Raw genomic sequence first — 19,392 nt, forward strand, 5'->3', positions numbered from 1 at the left:
TGAAAGAATTCAATACTGGCAATGAACGTCAGTGGAACCCCGGTCTAGCCGTGAGAAAGGGGTGGGCTGGACGCGGCTAGTTACACACAAAATGTCCCTTAAGTCGGCGGTGCCCAATGCACTGAAGTAACAGCACGGTGACCAGTTGCAGGACATAGTGGTCCTAGAACCATTGCCTTCCCAACGCACTGTAGGCATGAAAAAAGGTCACTCCCCGATGGGGAGTGACCTTTACGTCACGTTATCGGACTGAATTAGCCGAGGATCTTGGTGACGCGGCCAGCGCCGACGGTACGGGAGCCCTCGCGGATAGCGAAGCGCAGGCCCTCGTCCATAGCGACTGGGTGGATCAGCTCGACGGACATGTCGACGTTGTCGCCAGGCATGACCATCTCGGTGCCCTCAGGCAGGTGCACAACACCGGTAACGTCGGTGGTGCGGAAGTAGAACTGAGGACGGTAGTTGTCGAAGAATGGCGTGTGACGGCCACCCTCGTCCTTGGACAGGACGTAGACGGAGCCCTCGAACTTGGAGTGAGGGGTGTAAGCGCCCGGCTTGATGACAACCTGACCACGCTCAACGTCCTCACGCTTCAGGCCACGGAGCAGCAGAGCTGCGTTGTCGCCAGCCTCAGCGGTGTCGAGAAGCTTGTTGAACATCTCGATGGAGGTGACGGTGGTCTTCGTGGACTTCTCGCGGATACCGATGATCTCAACTTCGTCGTTGAGGTTCAGGACGCCACGCTCAACACGGCCGGTAACAACGGTACCGCGGCCGGAAATGGTGAAGATGTCCTCGATCGGCATCAGGAAGTCACGGTCGGTCTCGCGAACTGGGTCCGGAATGGAGTTGTCGCAAGCTTCCATGAGCTCAACGATGGAGTCAACCCACTTCTCCTCGCCCTCAAGAGCCTTCAGAGCGGAGATGTGAACGATTGGAGCCTCTTCGTCGTAATCCTGCTCTGCGAGAAGCTCACGAACTTCCATCTCGACGAGCTCGATGATTTCCTCATCGTCGACCATGTCGCACTTGTTCAGGGCAACGAGGATGTAAGGAACGCCAACCTGGCGAGCAAGCAGAACGTGCTCGCGGGTCTGAGGCATCGGGCCGTCGGTAGCAGCAACCACGAGGATTGCGCCGTCCATCTGAGCAGCACCGGTGATCATGTTCTTGATGTAGTCAGCGTGGCCTGGAGCATCCACGTGTGCGTAGTGACGCTTAGGAGTGTTGTACTCGACGTGGGAAATGTTAATGGTAATGCCGCGCTCGCGCTCTTCCGGCGCCTTGTCAATCGCGTCGTACGCGAAGGACTTGTTCTCCTCCGGGTACTTGTCAGCGAGCACCTTGGTGATAGCAGCCGTGGTGGTCGTCTTACCGTGGTCGACGTGACCAATGGTACCGATGTTGACGTGCGGCTTTGTACGTTCGAACTTTGCCTTTGCCACTGTATGTCCTCCTAGGACTTCATGGTGGCTACGACCTTCGCAGCCACGTGGTTTACATTTGCCTTTGCCTTCGAAAAGGCGTCGGCTCATTCACAATGTGCCAGTTACCTGATCCTAGAGATTCCCAGTCTGATTTTCAAACCGTCAGACCGAAAGTTCCGGGATCATTCGTCGCGAGTAACGGCCGGCTCAAACCACCACTTCAATCTTGTGGCGATTCCAGCGCGACCGCTACTAGCGGCCATCCCCGCTTCCTTCTACCGGTCACGCTCACTGGCACGTGAGCAGGCCGTCGAGAAGCAGGGAGCAGCGATTAGTTGCCGTTGCGGGCGTCGATGATTTCCTGAGCGACGTTGGACGGAACTTCACCGTAGGAGTCAAACACCATGGTGTAGTTCGCGCGACCCTGCGTCTTGGAGCGCAGGTCACCAACGTAGCCGAACATCTGCGACAGCGGAACAACAGCCTTGACAACCTTGGCGCCAGAGCGGTCGTCCATCGAGTTGACCTGGCCACGACGGGAGTTCAGGTCACCGATGACGTCACCCATGTACTCCTCAGGCGTGACAACCTCAACAGCCATCAGCGGCTCGAGCAGCACTGGCTTCGCCTTAGCGACGGCCTCCTTGAGCACCTGCGAACCGGCCATCTTGAAGGCCATTTCGGAGGAGTCAACCTCGTGGTAAGCGCCGTCTTCGAGGGTTGCCTTGATGTTGACCAGCGGGTAGCCAGCGAGGTAGCCGTACTGCATCGCGTCCTGGATACCGGCATCCACGGAAGGGATGTACTCCTTCGGCACGCGACCACCGGTAACCTCGTTGACGAACAGGTAGGTTGCGCTCTCGCCCTCTTCCAGGGTCTCTGGATCCGGGTTGTAAGGCTCGATGGAAACGATAACCTTTGCGAACTGACCGGAACCACCAGTCTGCTTCTTGTGGGTGTAGTCCAGGGACTGCACCTTCTTGCGGATGGTCTCGCGGTACGCAACCTGTGGAGAACCAATGTTCGCCTCGACCTTGAACTCGCGCTTCATGCGGTCAACGAGGACGTCGAGGTGGAGCTCGCCCATGCCGCCGATAACGGTCTGGCCGGTCTCCTCATCCAGGTGAACGGTGAAGGTTGGGTCCTCTTCAGCAAGCTTCTGAATAGCGGTGCCCAGCTTCTCCTGGTCAGCCTTGGTCTTCGGCTCAATAGCAACCTGAATAACCGGATCCGGGAAGTCCATGGACTCGAGGATGATCGGGTGATCAGGGTTGCACAGGGTGTCACCAGTAGTGGTGTGCTTCAAGCCAATGAACGCGTAGATGTTGCCGGCGTCAGCGTGCTCAACCGGGTTCTCCTTGTTCGCGTGCATCTGGAAGAGCTTGCCCACGCGCTCACGCTGCTGCTTGGTGGAGTTCATCATGTTCTCGCCCGGGATAGCCTGGCCCGAGTACACGCGCACGTAAGTCAGCTTGCCGAAGAACGGGTGCACAGCAATCTTGAACGCCAGTGCAGAGAACGGCTCATCAACGGAAGGCTTACGCGTGAGGTCTTCCTCACCGTCGACGGAGGTGCCGTGAACCTCGCCGATATCCAGCGGAGAAGGCAGGTAATCGACGATGGCGTCCAGCACAGGCTCGACACCCTTGTTGCGGTACGCAGTACCACAGAACACTGGGTAAACTTCCGAATTAACGGTCAGCTTACGGATGCCAGCCTTGAGCTCCTCGATCGTGAGCTCTTCGCCGCCGAAGTACTTCTCCATGAGTTCTTCGTCGGACTCAGCAACGGTCTCGACGAGCTTCTCACGGTACTCCTCAGCCTTTTCCTTCAGATCGTCCGGGATCTCGGTGATCTGCGCAGGGGTGCCGGTCTCGACCTTGCCCGGCCACAGCATTGCCTTCATCTCAAGAAGGTCAACGACGCCGTCAAAGTCATCCTCAGCACCGATCGGAAGCTGCATTACCAACGGCTTCGCGCCGAGACGATCGACGATCGTGCCAACGGTGTAGTAGAAGTCAGCGCCCAGCTTGTCCATCTTGTTGACGAAGCAGATACGCGGAACGTCGTACTTTGCAGCCTGACGCCAGACCTGCTCGGACTGCGGCTCAACGCCTTCCTTGCCGTCGAACACAGCAACTGCGCCATCGAGCACGCGCAGGGAACGCTCAACCTCAACGGTGAAGTCCACGTGACCCGGCGTATCGATGATGTTGATCTGGTTGTTATTCCAGAAGCAGGTCACTGCTGCGGACGTAATGGTGATGCCGCGCTCTTTCTCCTGCTCCATCCAGTCGGTGGTTGCGCCACCGTCGTGGGTCTCGCCGACCTTGCGGTTAATACCGGTGTAGAACAGAATGCGCTCTGTCGTGGTGGTCTTACCAGCATCGATGTGCGCCATGATGCCGATGTTGCGGACCTTGTGCAGATCCTTAAGCACTTCTTGTGCCACGTTATTTACCCCAACTTAAAAGTCGTCGACGTGCTGCACACGTCTTGGCGAATATTTACCTAGTTCATTGTGCCACTGTTTGCCCAAGATGGGCAGAGCCAGCCTGTAAGTCACTTCAAAACAAAAACCCGGACGCCGCACGTGCACCCACATTGGTGGGTAACCACGTATGCAATTGTGCACACGTTGTCCGTGTCAGCATGGTCCGGGCGCTTTGTTTCATATATGACCTACCGGCGACTACCAGCGGTAGTGAGCAAACGCGCGGTTTGCCTCGGCCATCTTGTGGACGTCCTCGCGACGCTTCACGGATGCACCCAAGCCGTTGGACGCGTCCAGGATCTCGTTAGCGAGACGCTCGATCATCGAGTTCTCACGACGCTGGCGCGTGAAGGTGACCATCCAGCGCAGAGCCAGAGTGGTTGCACGAACTGGCTTCACCTCGACTGGAACCTGGTAGGTAGCGCCACCGACACGACGGGAGCGAACCTCAAGGTCAGGACGGATGTTGCCGAGTGCCTTTTCCAAGGTGCCAACCGGATCGGTGCCGGTCTTTTCACGGCAGATCTCGAGTGCACCGTAGACGATGCGCTCAGCGGTGGACTTCTTGCCGTCGAGAAGCACCTTGTTGACCAGCTGGGTCACGAGTTCAGAGTTGTATACCGGGTCCTTAACGATGGGACGCTTCGGAGCTTGCTGCTTACGCATTTCTGATTACTGTCCCTTCTTTGCGCCGTAGCGGGAACGAGCCTGCTTACGATCCTTGACACCCTGGGTATCCAAGGAACCACGAATAATCTTGTAGCGAACACCCGGGAGGTCCTTCACACGACCACCACGGACAAGCACCATGGAGTGCTCCTGGAGGTTGTGGCCCTCACCTGGGATGTATGCGGAGACCTCAATACCGGAGGTCAGACGAACACGAGCAACCTTACGAAGCGCCGAGTTCGGCTTCTTCGGCGTGGTGGTGTACACGCGGGTGCACACGCCACGACGCTGCGGGGAACCCTTCAGCGCTGCAGTTGCTACCTTGCCACGCTTGTCGTGGCGGCCCTTGCGGACCAGCTGCTGGATAGTTGGCATAGATTTTCCTTCTAATTTTTACGCTGAGGCGGACAATCGCCTGAACATGCAAAAATGAGGGCTCTTTCCCGGGGCCCTGCCGCACGTCCAGAACGCTCCGCCACGTTTATGCGAAAACGATCAGACACTTCACCTTGAGGTGGTGAACCGTCCGACAGAGTATCACGAACCACCCCAGCTTTGCAAGACCGAAACTTCCTCCACGGCACATACCCCTATTCGAGGGTGTACTGAAGATGCATAGCAACGCTACTACACCTACCCCTATCGTCCGACGTCCACCAAGGGCACACACCCCCATGGCTACCACATGTTGTACCTCAGTGATTCTTTGTGTCCATATCTACTAAATACGACCAATGGAATTACAGCTACGTTAGTTACGAACCGAGAGAAAGGAAGCAGCATGGCCGCCAACAACGTCGACCCCCAAGCCACCATCAACGAATACCTCCACCGCGCTGACTGGCGCATCAACGCAAACGCCAACCAGGACTACTCGCTCGGCGGAATGATTCTCAACTCCGCCGGCAAAATCACCGCCAACTACTGGCTGGACGAAGTGTTTTCCGACGTCGCCGGCAATGCCCACCGCAACGGCGACCTCCACATCCACGACCTCGACATGCTCTCCGGGTACTGCGCAGGGTGGTCATTGAGGCAGCTCCTTGAAGAAGGGTTCGGAGGGGTACCTGGCACGATATCTTCTCTGCCACCAAAACATTTCTCCTCCGCGTGCGGACAAGTAGTGAACTTCCTCGGCACACTGCAGAACGAATGGGCTGGCGCGCAGGCATTCTCCAGCTTCGATACCTACATGGCACCATTCGTACGGCTGGACTCGCTCACCTACGAGGACGTCTTGCAACACATGCAGGAGTTCGTCTTCAACCTCAACGTTCCCTCGCGTTGGGGGACGCAGACTCCGTTCACAAACCTTACATTTGACTGGACGTGCCCTCAGGACCTCGCTGAGCAGACTCCGTTCATCGGTGGAGACCCTGTCGACTTCACTTACGGCGAGCTCCAAGAAGAGATGGACATGATCAACCGCGCGTTCATTGAGGTTATGTCCCAAGGCGACGCCGACGGCCGACCATTTACCTTCCCCATCCCGACGTACAACATCACCAAGGACTTCGACTGGGGCTCGCCAAACGCGAAAGCCCTGTTCGACATGACTGGCAAGTACGGCCTCCCCTACTTCCAAAATTTCCTCAACTCGGATTTGGACCCAGGCATGATCCGCTCGATGTGCTGCCGCCTCCAACTCGACCTGCGTGAACTACTCAAGCGCGGAAACGGCCTGTTCGGTTCCGCGGAGCTCACTGGCTCCATTGGCGTAGTCACCCTGAACTGCGCACGCCTCGGGTACCTCTTCCCCAACAATGAGGCTGCACTACTGCGCAGGGTTGACGAGTTGATCGAGGTGGCTGTCGATACGCTGGAGCGGCGTCGCGCGTTTGTGCAAGATTGCTTCGATAAGGGGCTATACCCGTACACGAAACGGTGGTTACCGGGGTTTGACAACCACTTCACCACCATCGGGGTCAATGGCTGCAACGAAATGGTACGCAACTTCACGCACGACGCCTACGACATCACCGACCCCCAAGGCCACGCACTTGTGGCGCGCCTGCTCGACCACATCAATGCCCGTATCACGGAAGCTCAGGAACGTACAGGGCACCTCTACAACCTAGAAGCGTCCCCCGCGGAAGGCGCAACGTACCGCTTCGCACGCGAGGACCGTGCCCGCTATCCCGGCATCATCCAGGCAGGTACCGAGGAGCAGCCGTACTACACCAACTCCTCCCAGCTGCCTGTTGCGCACACTCCAGATCCGTTCGCGGCGCTCGCCGCCCAGGAGGACCTGCAAACGAAGTACACCGGCGGCACGGTGCTTCACCTGTACATGGGCGCAGCAATGTCCAGTGGCGAAGCAACCGCCAAGCTCGTACGACGCAGCCTAGAAACCTTCCGCCTGCCGTACATCACTATCACGCCGACGTTCTCCATCTGCGCAAACCACGGCTACATCTCCGGCGAGCACCCCGAATGCCCGCACTGCGGAAGCGCCACCGAAATGTGGACGCGCGTAATGGGCTACTTCCGGCCCGTGCAAAGCTTCAACACTGGGAAGAAGGGTGAGTTCGCTGAGCGTCACTACTTCGCAGAAGCCTTCGCCTAACCTGCCGGTGGCGGGGATCATTCCGTTCTCCGCCACCGACTGGCCCGGCCGTCTCACGGTCACGGCATTCACACAAGGCTGCCCACTGCGCTGCAGCTACTGCCACAACCCTAACTTGCAGGAATTTACTCCTGCTCCCCACGATTTCTCGGAAGTGCTCGACTTACTGCGGGCTCGACACGGACTGATTGACGCCCTCGTCATTTCCGGCGGCGAACCACTCGCATGCGCAGGACTCGGCGAAGCGATTGCCGCGGCCCATGAGATCGGGTTTCCCGTCGGGCTACACACGAGTGGCTATGTCCCCGCGAGGCTGGGTTCCATTCTCGCTGAGTCGACTACCCGCCCCGACTGGATCGGGTTCGACGTCAAGGCGCTTCCCGAGCACTTACCCTCGGTCGCTGGTGTCACCAGCGTGGTGGCTGCACGGATGTGGGAAAGCCTCGACATCGTGTGCACCGCGGCCCGCGAACATGGCATGGGACTGCAGCTGCGTACTACGTTGTGGCCGGGGTCCGTCATCGAGCAAAACATCGACCAGCTGCAGGACGCCGCCGCACAGCGGGGCCACGCGCTGGTATTGCAGTGGGCTCGCGGAGTTGACGCCGACGGCGTGTACAGCGCCTAAGGCAAAGCGCCCCGCCTCCCTGGGTTCAGGGGGCGGGGCGCCGGTGCTGGGGTAGCAGACCTAGCTATAAGTGCTATGTCCATAGGGTTTTTGGACACGGAGTCCGGTGTCTTTTTGGACACGGAATCCATGGTGTTCTTGGGCACTTCTAGCGGCTTACGGTTGCAGCCTGCGTTTCGGCCGGGGCTTGGATAATTTCGGGTTCATCCGCGGTGGTTGGCGATGTTTCATTCCTTCGACGAGGTTAATGTTGATCTGACCACCTGGCGGCCTGTGGCTCAACGTGATCGGAAGGGGCACGCTGAAGAGGAATTCACCATCATGGGCCGTGTAGAACTCCGCAACATTATCGACTGCGACTGTCGAGTAGAGCCGACGGTTTTTAAACCTCAGACCAATGTAGAGCCCGAAACCGCATACGCGTACAACGCCGTCTTTGCTCACGCAGAGCTGGTCTGGGATGCCCCAATGGTTTGTTGATTGTGGCGTCGGCGCCGTTAGTGTGGAGGTGTCGGTGGGAGGTATGCCTTGCTGAGCTGCCATGTCATCGGTGTTGGCCTCGTGTGAAGTTGCCGCTTCCACGGGGCCGTTTGGCATTTTGGATATAGCTTGAGGATTGTGTGCTTGGTTATAGGCAACTACGCGGGCCCAGATTTGATCAGGATCGAGTGGATGCGTAGGCGACGGTGCCTTGGGGAAGGTATCGAAAGCCTGGCGTGGTGTGATATGCATCTTGCCGACCAGCAGTGATTGGTGCCGTCGTTGTTCGTTGTATACCTGGCGATATTCGGCCAGATAGGTGTTGACCTCAGCAAGGCTTGCTGGGTGGCGTGCATCGAGGAACTGGGTCAACGTACGGTGAGATCGCTCGTCTTTTCCCTGGGTTGTCGGTGCGAAACCAGCAATAGCAAGTACGCCTTGGCTGGCGAGCCAAGTTTCAGTAGCAGAGAGAAAACCCCGGTGGTAGGTGGCGAACGCATCGCCATTGTCAGAAAGGATTTCTTGGGGTTTGCCGTAGGCGGCGAACGCTGCGGCCAGCGTAGCGCGCGCATCAGTACCGTTTTCCGGTAGAGCGAATGCTGTGGTTCCGACATCAAATCTGCTGGCATCATCGATGATCTGGTAAATCGTGACATGCGTGTGGGCATGGTCGAAGAGGCGATAGACCAGTCCATCGATTTGCCAGAGTTCACCGACGAAATCACGGGCGAAGCGCTTATAGGAACTCCGCGGCCGTTTGCGGGCATTGGCATCAACAAATCCCAGCTCATACAGCCACGAGGCGATTGTGGACCGCGATGGGGTGCGATCTGCACCGACAGAGTCGAACAAGAAGTAGTAGATCGACCAAGGGCCATAATCCAAGCCTTGTTCCATCAACTGTTGCCTGGCGTGAATGACTGCGATTTTGTCGGCCTCGTCAAATTTCTTCATCGGATTCTTCGGGGCAGTCGAATCCGGCACGATACCTGCTCGGCCTTTCTGCGCTATCCGGTTTTTGATGTTGTGGTACGTCTGTCGCGAGATCCCCAATTCTTTGCAAAACTGTGTGACCGTCTTGCCGTCACGAACGGGATCGAAATCTGCGACCTTTCTACGTTTATGCAATGGAATAGCCATCCGGCTATTCCACCGCCGTAACCGTCCAAAAAGCCACTAGACATCCCGTCCAAAAACATCCTGGACTCCGTGTCCAAAAAGTCCCTAGACATCACAAGACCTAGCTATAAGCCAGAGTCACTAGATCTGGTCGTACCCGTATTCCTCCAGTGGGACGGAGGCGCCGGTGTAGTCGCCGTATGCCTCGTCGCCGTAGATGCCGTCGCCGAAGGACGGGATCGAGTAGGCGGCGGAGCGGGCGGCTTCCGTCGGCTTGACCGTGATGTTGCGGTAGCGCGAGATACCGGTACCAGCCGGGATCAACTTACCGATGATCACGTTCTCCTTCAGACCGATCAGCTGGTCAGAACGCTTGTTGATAGCAGCGTCCGTGAGCACACGCGTGGTCTCCTGGAACGAGGCGGCGGACAGCCAGGACTCGGTTGCCAGGGAGGCCTTGGTGATACCCATGATCTCGGAGCGCATCTCTGCTGGCTCGCCACCATCTGCAACAGCTGCAGCGTTGACCTGGCGTGCCTCCGACAGATCCACAAGCGTACCCGGCAGGAACTCGGTGGTACCCGAGTCGATGACGGTGCCGCGTCGCAGCATCTGGCGGATGATGATCTCGATGTGCTTGTCGTGGATGGACACACCCTGGGTGCGGTACACGGCCTGCACTTCGTCGATGAGGTGCTTCTCCACACCACGGCGGCCGAGAACCTCGAGCACGTCGTGCGGGTCAGCAGCGCCGCGCAGGAGGCGGTCGCCCACGTTGACGTGGTCGCCTTCACGTAGGGAGCGCTCGATCATCGCGTTCGGGTTGGACTCCATCGGGCGGCGGACCTGTGCGAGGCCCTGGCGCTTCGACAGCTTCTCGTAGACCACAACGTCGGAGCCGTCATCCGGGTGGATGGTGAGCGTCCAGAAGTTGCCTTCGTCTTCGAGGGTGACGGTGCCGGCCACGGATGCGATCGGGGCGCAGTTCTTCGGCACGCGGGCCTCGAACAGCTCCTGAACACGTGGCAGACCACCGGTAATGTCGCCACCGACACCACCCTGGTGGAAGGTACGCATGGTCAGCTGGGTACCAGGCTCACCAATCGACTGTGCAGCCACGATACCGACGGCTTCACCGATGTCGACAAGCTTGCCGGATGCCATGGACTTGCCGTAGCACTTCGCGCAGACGCCGGTTGGGGTCTGGCAGGTCAGGACGGAGCGGACCTTGACTTCCTCGACACCGGCGGCGACGAGGGCGTCGATACGCTCTTCCGAAAGCTCAGCGTCGGCTTCGAGCACAACGTTGCCCTCGGCGTCCTTCGCGTCGGATGCCAGTACTCGGCCAGCGACGGAGGTCTCGACGAACTCGTCGCGGACGAACTTCTCACCGGCAAGCTGCGCAACTGGAACCTTGACTCCCTGGCGGGTGCCGCAGTCGTGCTCGCGGACGATGACGTCCTGGGCGACGTCGACAAGACGGCGGGTCAGGTAGCCGGAGTCTGCGGTACGCAGTGCCGTATCCGCCAGGCCCTTTCGGGAACCGTGGGAGTTGTTGAAGTACTCCATCACTGTCAGGCCTTCGCGGAAGGAGGTCTTGATCGGGCGGGTGATGTACTCACCGCGCGAGTTCACGACCATGCCCTTCATGCCGGCCAGGGTCCAGATCTGACGCATGTTACCGGCAGCGCCAGACTTCACGATCATCGGAATCGGGTTGTCATCCGGGTACAGCGCCTCAACTGCTTCACCGACCTGGTTCGTGGCGTCCTGCCACAGCTCCACGAGACGGTCGTAGCGGTTCTCCTCGGTCAGGGCACCCTTCTCCCAGTACTTGCGCTCGATCTCTTCGGCGCGCTGCTCGTACTGCTCAAGGATTTCCGTCTTGTTCGGAAGCACCAACACGTCGGACATGGAGATGGTCACGCCGGAACGGGTCGCCCAGTAGAAACCGGCGTCCTTCAGCTTGTCCAGCGTCTGGGCAACGGTAATCATTGGGTACTTCTCCACCATCGACTGGATGATGTCGCCCAACAGCACCTTGCCAGCGCCGCCGCCCTTACGGACCATCGCGCCTTCCTGGTACGGGAAGTTGAACGGAAGCAGCTCGTTGAACATGATGCGACCAAGGGTGGTCTCCATCATCCAAGCCTGGCCCTTCGACCAGCCGTCTGGGAACTGCTCAGCCTCAATCTCAATCGTCGGACGCAGGTGGTCGATGCGCACCTTGATCGGTGCCTGCAGGCCAAGTACGCCCAGGTCGTAGGCCATGATGGCCTCACGGTAGGAGGAGTACACGCCCTTGGCTGGGCCGTTCTCGTCGGATGGGGTGAAACGACCCTCGCCGCCGATCTCGTCCTCGCCCTTTTCCATGGTCAGGAAGTACAGGCCGGTCACCATGTCCAGGCGAGGCATCGCCAGTGGCTTGCCGGATGCCGGGGACAGGATGTTGTTCGAGGACAGCATCAGGATGCGAGCCTCTGCCTGCGCCTCCGCGGACAGTGGCAGGTGGACTGCCATCTGGTCACCGTCGAAGTCAGCGTTGAACGCCTCACAGGCCAGCGGGTGCAGCTGGATTGCTTTACCCTCGACCAGCTTCGGCTCGAACGCCTGAATGCCAAGACGGTGCAGGGTTGGCGCACGGTTCAGCAGCACCGGGTGCTCGGAAATCGCCTCTTCGAGGACGTCCCACACCTCAGGGCGCTGGCGCTCCACCATGCGCTTCGCCGACTTAATGTTCTGCGCGTACTCATTGTCCACGAGGCGCTTCATCACGAACGGCTTGAACAGCTCGAGCGCCATCAGCTTCGGCAGACCACACTCGTGCATCTTCAGCTGCGGACCAACAATAATGACCGAACGGCCAGAGTAGTCCACACGCTTACCCAGCAGGTTCTGGCGGAAGCGACCCTGCTTACCCTTCAGCAGGTCAGACAGGGACTTCAGCGGACGGTTGCCTGGGCCCGTGACAGGGCGACCACGACGGCCGTTGTCGAAGAGGGCGTCGACAGACTCTTGCAGCATGCGCTTCTCGTTGTTCACGATGATCTCTGGGGCTCCCAGGTCAATCATGCGCTTCAAACGGTTGTTGCGGTTAATTACGCGACGGTACAGGTCATTCAGGTCCGAGGTGGCGAAACGGCCACCGTCGAGCTGCACCATTGGACGCAGCTCTGGTGGGATCACCGGGATCGCGTCCAGGATCATGCCGGCAGGATCGTTGCCGGAACGCTGGAACGCAGCCACAACCTTCAGGCGCTTCAGTGCGCGGACCTTCTTCTGGCCCTTGCCCTCAGCGATGATGGTGCGCAGTTCCTCCGCCTCAGCTTCGAGGTCGAAGTTGCGGATCAGCGTCTGGATCGCCTCAGCGCCCATGCCGCCGGTGAAATAGTCCTCGTAGCGGTCCACGAGCTCTTCGTAGAGGAACTCGTCGATAATCATCTGCTTCGGAGCAAGCTTCTGGAAGGTGGACCAAATTTCGTCGAGGCGCTCGACCTCGCGCTCGCCGGCCTCGCGGATGTGCTGCATCTCCTTGTCAGCAGCGTTCTGCACCTTCTTGCGGGCAGCAGCAGTCGCACCGGCAGCCTCGAGCTCAGCGAGGTCCTCCTCCAGCTTCTGCGCACGCTCCGCAATCTCGGCATTCGCGTCCTGCTCGACTTCCTTCTTCTCGAGCAGCATCTCCGCCTCGAGCGTCGACATGTCGTTGTGACGCGCCTCCTCATCAACACTGGTGATGATGTTTGCGGCGAAGTAAATGATGCGCTCCAGATCCTTCGGAGCAAGATCCAGCAGGTAGCCGAGGCGCGACGGGACGCCCTTGAAGTACCAAATGTGGGTCACCGGCGCGGCCAGCTCAATGTGGCCCATGCGCTCACGGCGAACCTTCGACTTAGTGACCTCGACGCCACAACGCTCACAAATGATGCCCTTGTAGCGGACACGCTTGTACTTGCCACACGCACACTCCCAGTCACGGGTAGGACCGAAGATGCGCTCGCAGAACAGGCCGTCCTTTTCCGGCTTCAACGTGCGGTAGTTAATCGTTTCGGGCTTCTTGACCTCACCATGCGACCAACGACGGATGTCGTCAGCAGTAGCCAGGCCGATGCGAAGCTCGTCGAAGAGGTTTACGTCAAACACGTAAATTCCCTTTCACCTCCCCAACGAAGGGGAGGATTGCAGTTGGATAGATTCTTTCGTTCGTTCCTGGCTTAGGCGGTATCCGCCGCGGAGCCCTCGTCACGTGACAGGTTGATGCCAAGGGAGGAACCGGCCTGATCAAAGTCGTCATCATCGCCGTCGAGCTCCATCGGGGTGCCGTCCGTCGAAAGGACTTCAACGTTCAGGCACAGCGACTGCAGCTCCTTGAGCAACACCTTGAACGACTCCGGAATACCCGGGTCAGGGATGTTCTCGCCCTTCACAATGGCCTCGTACACCTTCACGCGGCCAACCACGTCATCCGACTTAATCGTCAACAGTTCCTGCAGCGTGTAGGCGGCGCCGTATGCCTGCATCGCCCACACCTCCATCTCACCGAAGCGCTGGCCACCGAACTGGGCCTTACCGCCGAGCGGCTGCTGGGTAATCATGGAGTACGGACCAGTGGAGCGAGCGTGAATCTTCTCGTCAACCAGGTGGTGCAGCTTGAGCATGTACATGTAGCCGACGGAAATCGGGTACTTGAACGGCTCGCCGGAGCGGCCGTCGAACAGCGTGGTCTTGCCGTTCTCATCGACCATGACGTCACCGTCGCGGTTCGGCTTGGAATTCGCCAGCAGACCAGCGATCTCCTCGTTCGTCGCGCCGTCAAACACTGGGGTCGCGGTGAGCGACTCCGGCGGGACGTCGTACAGATGCTCAGGCAGCGTCTCGAGCAACTTGGCGTTCGCAGGATCGTCCGGGTTGACCGTCCAACCAGCCTTCGCCAACCAACCGAGGTGTACCTCAAGGACCTGGCCAATGTTCATACGACGCGGCACACCGTGGGTGTTCAGAATGATGTCCACCGGGGTGCCATCCTCCATGAACGGCATGTCTTCCTGCGGCAGAATCTTGCCCACGACACCCTTGTTGCCGTGGCGGCCAGCCATCTTGTCGCCGTCCTGGATCTTGCGCTTCTGCGCAACATAGACGCGAATCATCTCGTTGACGCCTGGGGACAGATCGTCGTCGTCCTCGCGGGAGAAGCGACGAACCGCGATGACCTTACCGGTCTCACCGTGCGGCACCTTCAGGGAGGTGTCGCGGACCTCGCGGGCCTTCTCGCCGAAGATGGCGCGCAGCAGACGCTCCTCCGGAGTCAGCTCGGTCTCACCCTTCGGGGTGACCTTACCGACCAGGATGTCGCCGTCGCGCACGTCCGCACCGATGCGGATGATGCCGCGCTCGTCGAGGTCCTTCAGCACGTCCTCGGACACGTTCGGAATCTCGCGGGTGATTTCCTCGGCACCGAGCTTGGTGTCGCGGGCATCAATCTCGTGCTCCTCGATGTGCACGGAGGTCAGGATGTCATCCTCAACCACGCGCTGGTTCAGGATGATCGCGTCCTCATAGTTGTGGCCTTCCCACGGCATGAACGCAACCAGCAAGTTGCGGCCGAGCGCCATCTCGCCGTTCTTGGTGCCCGGACCGTCAGCCAGCACCTGACCAGCCTCAACGCGCTGACCGTGGTCAACGATCGGGACCTGGTTGTAGCAGGTTCCCTGGTTCGTACGCTCGAAAGTGCGCAGCATGTACGTGTCCTGGATGCCCTCGTCGTCCATGACGGTGATGAAGTCACCGGTCACGTTCGTGACGACGCCAGCCTTCGCCGAAATAATCGTGTCACCCGCATCGTACGCGGCGCGCTGCTCCATGCCCGTGGCCACGTACGCAGCCTCAGAGCGCAGCAGCGGCACAGCCTGCTTCTGCATGTTCGCACCCATGAGGGCACGGTTCGCGTCGTCGTGCTCGAGGAACGGAATCATTGCCGTTGCCACGGACACCATCTGGCGCGGGGAAATGTCGAGGTAATCGACGCCCTTCGGGCCGACGACGCCGATGTCGCCGTCCTTCAGACGGACCTCGATACGCTCACCGGTGAGGTTGCGGTCCTTATCCATTGGGGTCGCCGCCTGCGCGATTGCGTAACGGTCCTCTTCATCCGCGGTCAAGTAGTGGACCGTATCGGTCAGCTTGCCGTCTTCGACCTTCTGGTACGGCGTCTCAATAAAGCCGAACGCGTTCACGCGTGCGTAGGAGGAGAGCGCACCGATCAGACCAATGTTCGGGCCTTCCGGCGTCTCAATCGGGCACATGCGGCCGTAGTGCGACGGGTGCACGTCTCGGACTTCAATGCCGGCGCGCTCACGCGACAGACCACCAGGGCCCAGCGCCGACAGACGACGCTTGTGCGTCAGACCAGACAGAGAGTTGTTCTGGTCCATGAACTGCGACAGCTGCGAGGTGCCGAAGAACTCGCGGATCGCCGCGGAAACCGGGCGGACGTTAATCAGCGAGGTCGGCGTGATGGACTCCGCGTCCTGCGTCGTCATGCGCTCGCGCACAACGCGCTCCATGCGGGACAGACCAACGCGGACCTGGTTCTGGATCAGCTCGCCTACCGTGCGCAGACGACGGTTACCAAAGTGGTCAATGTCGTCCGTGTTGATCGAAATGACCTCGCCCTCTGGGGAAGTCATCTCGTGCTCACCTGCATGCAGGCGCACCAGGTACTCGAGGGTCGTCGCGATGTCTTCCTCGGTCAGCGTCATCAGGCCGTCGTGGTCGCCGCCAAGACCGAGCTTGCGGTTGATCTTGTAACGGCCAACTCGTGCCAGGTCGTAGCGCTTCGCCTTGAAGAACGAGTTCTCCAGCAGGGACTGCGCGAGGTCGCGCGTCGGCTGCTCGCCCGGGCGCTGCTTGCGGTAAATCTCCAGCAGCGCCTCGTCGGTGTTCGCCACACCGTCATTCTCGAGGGTGGACATCATGATCTCGGAGAAGCCGAAGCGCTCCGTGATCTGCTCCGTCGTCCAACCAAGCGCCTTCAGCAGCACCGTCACTGGCTGACGACGCTTACGGTCAATACGCACACCAACCGTGTCACGCTTATCGACGTCAAACTCCAACCACGCACCGCGCGAAGGGATCACCTTCACCGCGTGCAGCGGCCGCTCCGTCGACTTATCAATCGTCTCGTCGAAGTACACGCCCGGCGAACGCACCAACTGCGAAACAACAACACGCTCAGTGCCGTTGACGATGAAGGTGCCCTTGTCCGTCATCAGCGGGAAATCACCAATGAACACCGTCTGAGACTTAATCTCCTGGGTTTCATTGTTGATGAACTCCGCCGTCACATACAACGGCGCGGAGTAGTTAATATCTTTTTCTTTACACTCGTCGATCGTGTCCTTGACATCTTCGAAGCGCGGCTCGGACAGCGTCAGGCTCATGTTGCCCGAGTAGTCCTGGATTGGAGAAATCTCTTCGAGAATGTCCTCCAAGCCACTCGTGATACGCGCGTCGGCGCCGCGAGCTTCCTGCTCACGCTCACGCCACTCCTGCGTACCAACAAGCCACGCGAAAGATTCAAGCTGTACATCAAGAAGACCCGGGACAGCGATCGGCTCTGCGATCTTCGCGAACGAATAACGTTCGGGAGCCCCGGGAATTTCAGCCATTGACATGGTCTGGTTTGAGACTGCCAAGTTGGGTCCTTCCAGCACCTAAGGCGGACGCCGATCTCTACTCTGGCTCTGTAAAAATCGGCGTTTCCGCTGGGTAGATTAGCATTCGGTCTGCTTCGGAATACCCGCCCCCAGAGACAGCAAAATCACCTTGTCAAGTCAGCGCTTCGAAAATTCTCGACGCCAACAAAGCAAGGTTGACATAGCGGACTGGAGACGGCTTCCAGTGCACCGAATGAGTTTACACAATGCACCCAATGTTGTAAAGGGCAGCAACAATCCCCCGATTCAATGCCGTCGCGGGGAAGCTTAGCACTAAACGCAGGCGCGACGCTAACGCCGACGCGGCCACAACGCGCCAACCAGACCAATCAAGGTCAGCGCACCACCCAAACCGAGCACGCCCCACGTGAAGGCCTGCTGCACGGAAGGTCCGTAGGCGCCGTCGAGAAGCGAGATGAGCTCGGCCGTCTGCTGCTCGTCCATCGCGGCGTCGTAGGAAACAATGCCCTGGACCTCATTGCCGTCCACGTCAGCATAATAGTCGTTGACACGCTCCTGCATCCCCACGACCACGCCGGTGATCTGATCAACCAACAACTCGCGCTGCGCGCTATGCGTATAGAACGTGCGGACCGGCTCACCGTCTTCCCCTTCGACGGTCAACGTGTTTCGCATATCCGCGTACCGCTGCGCCACGTTCGTTGGCGCAATGACCTGCCGGAACCGCAGCACCGCGCGCCCAGCAACCGATTCCTCTGCGACGAACTCCGCGGGAGCAGCCCCACGCAACACCGGGTCGAACACCTGGTACGTCTCCTGCTTCACCGGCGACGGCAACTTCAGCCACGACCCCTCCATCGGGACATCGACGGCCGGCATCGCCATCACAAGCTGGACCTTTGCCGGTCCCTGCGCCTCACCGGTTTCACGGTCCAACGTATACGTCCACGTGCTCGCGCCGACAAGGTTTTCAAAGTCCGTACCCGCGTCCCCCGCACGCAACGTGTCCCCCACGCGCACGCTGGCAGAGTCCTTGCCCGCCGGATTCTGCACCTCCATGTGCAGCTGGTGCACCACCGGGGCCGGCTCACCCTCGCGGGTGCCGTCGGGATCGGCCATCGTCAGCGTTACCGCCCCAAGGTCCAGCGGTAGCTTCGCGCCCGAGTTCAGCACACGCGGGGCCAGCAGACCACCAACCAACAACGCAATGCCGAGGCCCGCCAACAACGAAGCAATGATCCTGGATTTGGGCAGCATGGTGCGAAATCTTAGCACACAACGCGAAACACCCCGCCAGCCACAGTACGTGGCAACGGGGTGTTCGTCGAAAAGCTATGCAGCCTGCGAGATTACTTGAGGGTAACCTTTGCGCCAGCCTCTTCCAGCTTGGCCTTTGCAGCCTCTGCATCGTCCTTGTTTGCGCCCTCGAGGATAGCCTTTGGAGCACCCTCGACCATTTCCTTGGCGTCCTTCAGGCCCAGGCCCGGAACGAGCTCGCGGACAACCTTGATGACACCGATCTTCTTGGCGCCAGCGTCCTCGAGAACAACGTCGAACTCGTCCTTCTCCTCTGCAGCAGCAGCGTCGCCGCCAGCAGCGCCCGGAGCAGCAGCAACAGCAACTGGTGCAGCAGCGGTAACGTCGAAGACCTCCTCGAATTCCTTCAGGAACTCGGAAAGCTCGATGAGGGTCATTTCCTTGAACTGCTCAATGAGCTCGTCCTTAGACAGCTTAGCCATGGTGGCTTCCTTTCTATTGGTGGGCGGTTAGCCCAAGTTTGTAAGTGTGTTATGCGGCGTCGTTCTGCTTGTCCTGCAGCGCAGCGACAAGGCGAGCCGTCTTGGATGCCGGAGCCTCGAACAGCCCAGCAGCCTTTGCCAAAGAACCCTGGAATGCGCCAGCGAGCTTTGCAAGCGTGGTCTCGCGGTTGTCCATCTCAGCGATGGCGTCAACCTGAGCGGCGTCGATGGCAGCGCCATCCATGTAGCCACCCTTGATCACAAACGCGTCGTGATCCTTGGAGAACTTCTTCATGACCTTAGCAGCGTCGACAGCCTCGCCCTTAATGAAAGCGATAGCGGTCGGGCCGGTCAGAAGCTCGTCGAGACCCTCGATGCCGTGCTCGTTCGCAGCGATCTTGATGAGGGTGTTCTTGGCGACGTGGTATTCGACATCGAAGCCGAGATCGCCACGAAGAGTCTGCAGCTGACCAACGGTCAGGCCACGGTACTCCGTCAGCACGATGGAGCTAGCAGCGTCAAACTTCTCCTTCAACACAGCAAGCTCGCGCTCATTCTTCGGATTTGCCATTACACACGCCTCCTTCCAATAACTTC

The 19,392-nt window shown here is 59.3% G+C and carries 12 protein-coding genes; 2 read left to right on the top strand and 10 right to left on the bottom strand.

The features are described 5' to 3' along the window. Window positions 1-254 precede the first annotated feature (254 nt). The 4 genes from tuf to rpsL all read right to left on the bottom strand — a co-directional run bounded on the left by tuf (window position 255) and on the right by rpsL (window position 4,965). Entirely contained in the window at window positions 255-1,445 is a 1,191-nt protein-coding gene (gene tuf / locus BJP05_RS08980; protein ID WP_070363113.1) for an elongation factor Tu, read from the bottom strand. A 313-nt stretch (window positions 1,446-1,758) separates the two neighbouring features. Further along, window positions 1,759-3,879, bottom strand: a complete 2,121-nt coding sequence (fusA, locus tag BJP05_RS08985) for an elongation factor G (RefSeq protein ID WP_070363114.1) — start codon at window positions 3,877-3,879, stop codon at window positions 1,759-1,761. 240 nt (window positions 3,880-4,119) lie between these two features. After that, on the bottom strand, window positions 4,120-4,587 hold the full coding sequence (gene rpsG / locus BJP05_RS08990; protein WP_070363115.1) for a 30S ribosomal protein S7: 468 nt from the start codon (window positions 4,585-4,587) through the stop codon (window positions 4,120-4,122). Between the two features lie 6 nt (window positions 4,588-4,593). After that, window positions 4,594-4,965 carry a 30S ribosomal protein S12 gene (gene rpsL, locus BJP05_RS08995; RefSeq protein ID WP_070363116.1) on the bottom strand — a complete coding sequence of 124 codons (372 nt, stop codon included), beginning with the start codon at window positions 4,963-4,965 and terminating at the stop codon, window positions 4,594-4,596. A 406-nt stretch (window positions 4,966-5,371) separates the two neighbouring features. On the opposite strand from rpsL, the gene BJP05_RS09000 reads away from it, so the two are divergent. Together BJP05_RS09000 and BJP05_RS09005 are read left to right on the top strand one after the other, a co-directional pair. Continuing rightward, window positions 5,372-7,156, top strand: coding sequence for a ribonucleoside triphosphate reductase (locus BJP05_RS09000; protein WP_070363117.1), 1,785 nt, complete (start codon window positions 5,372-5,374; stop codon window positions 7,154-7,156). After that, entirely contained in the window at window positions 7,122-7,784 is a 663-nt protein-coding gene (locus BJP05_RS09005; RefSeq protein WP_070363588.1) for an anaerobic ribonucleoside-triphosphate reductase activating protein, read from the top strand. Before BJP05_RS09000 ends, BJP05_RS09005 begins: the two co-directional genes overlap by 35 nt. Before the next feature lie 156 nt (window positions 7,785-7,940). Here BJP05_RS09005 and BJP05_RS09010 read toward each other — a convergent pair whose 3' ends face one another. The 6 genes from BJP05_RS09010 to rplJ form a co-directional block, all read right to left on the bottom strand. After that, on the bottom strand, window positions 7,941-9,404 hold the full coding sequence (locus BJP05_RS09010; protein ID WP_070361651.1) for an integrase core domain-containing protein: 1,464 nt from the start codon (window positions 9,402-9,404) through the stop codon (window positions 7,941-7,943). Between the two features lie 120 nt (window positions 9,405-9,524). Further along, a complete protein-coding gene (locus BJP05_RS09015) occupies window positions 9,525-13,523 on the bottom strand; it encodes a DNA-directed RNA polymerase subunit beta' (RefSeq protein ID WP_070363118.1) in 3,999 nt (1,332 codons plus the stop codon). Window positions 13,524-13,594: 71 nt separating this feature from the next. Beyond that, the gene (locus BJP05_RS09020) at window positions 13,595-17,092 is read right to left on the bottom strand and encodes a DNA-directed RNA polymerase subunit beta (RefSeq protein ID WP_070363119.1); all 3,498 of its coding nucleotides are present in this window, start codon (window positions 17,090-17,092) and stop codon (window positions 13,595-13,597) included. A gap of 294 nt (window positions 17,093-17,386) precedes the next feature. Beyond that, window positions 17,387-18,313, bottom strand: a complete 927-nt coding sequence (locus BJP05_RS09025; RefSeq protein WP_070363120.1) for a DUF3068 domain-containing protein — start codon at window positions 18,311-18,313, stop codon at window positions 17,387-17,389. 92 nt (window positions 18,314-18,405) lie between these two features. Further along, complete coding sequence (rplL, locus tag BJP05_RS09030; protein WP_070363121.1) at window positions 18,406-18,795, bottom strand: 50S ribosomal protein L7/L12; 390 nt, start codon at window positions 18,793-18,795, stop codon at window positions 18,406-18,408. A gap of 49 nt (window positions 18,796-18,844) precedes the next feature. Beyond that, a complete protein-coding gene (gene rplJ / locus BJP05_RS09035) occupies window positions 18,845-19,366 on the bottom strand; it encodes a 50S ribosomal protein L10 (protein WP_070363122.1) in 522 nt (173 codons plus the stop codon). Window positions 19,367-19,392 lie beyond the last annotated feature (26 nt).

It is taken from the genome of Corynebacterium sp. NML98-0116 (assembly GCF_001767255.1).
Lineage (GTDB): Bacteria > Actinomycetota > Actinomycetes > Mycobacteriales > Mycobacteriaceae > Corynebacterium > Corynebacterium pseudogenitalium.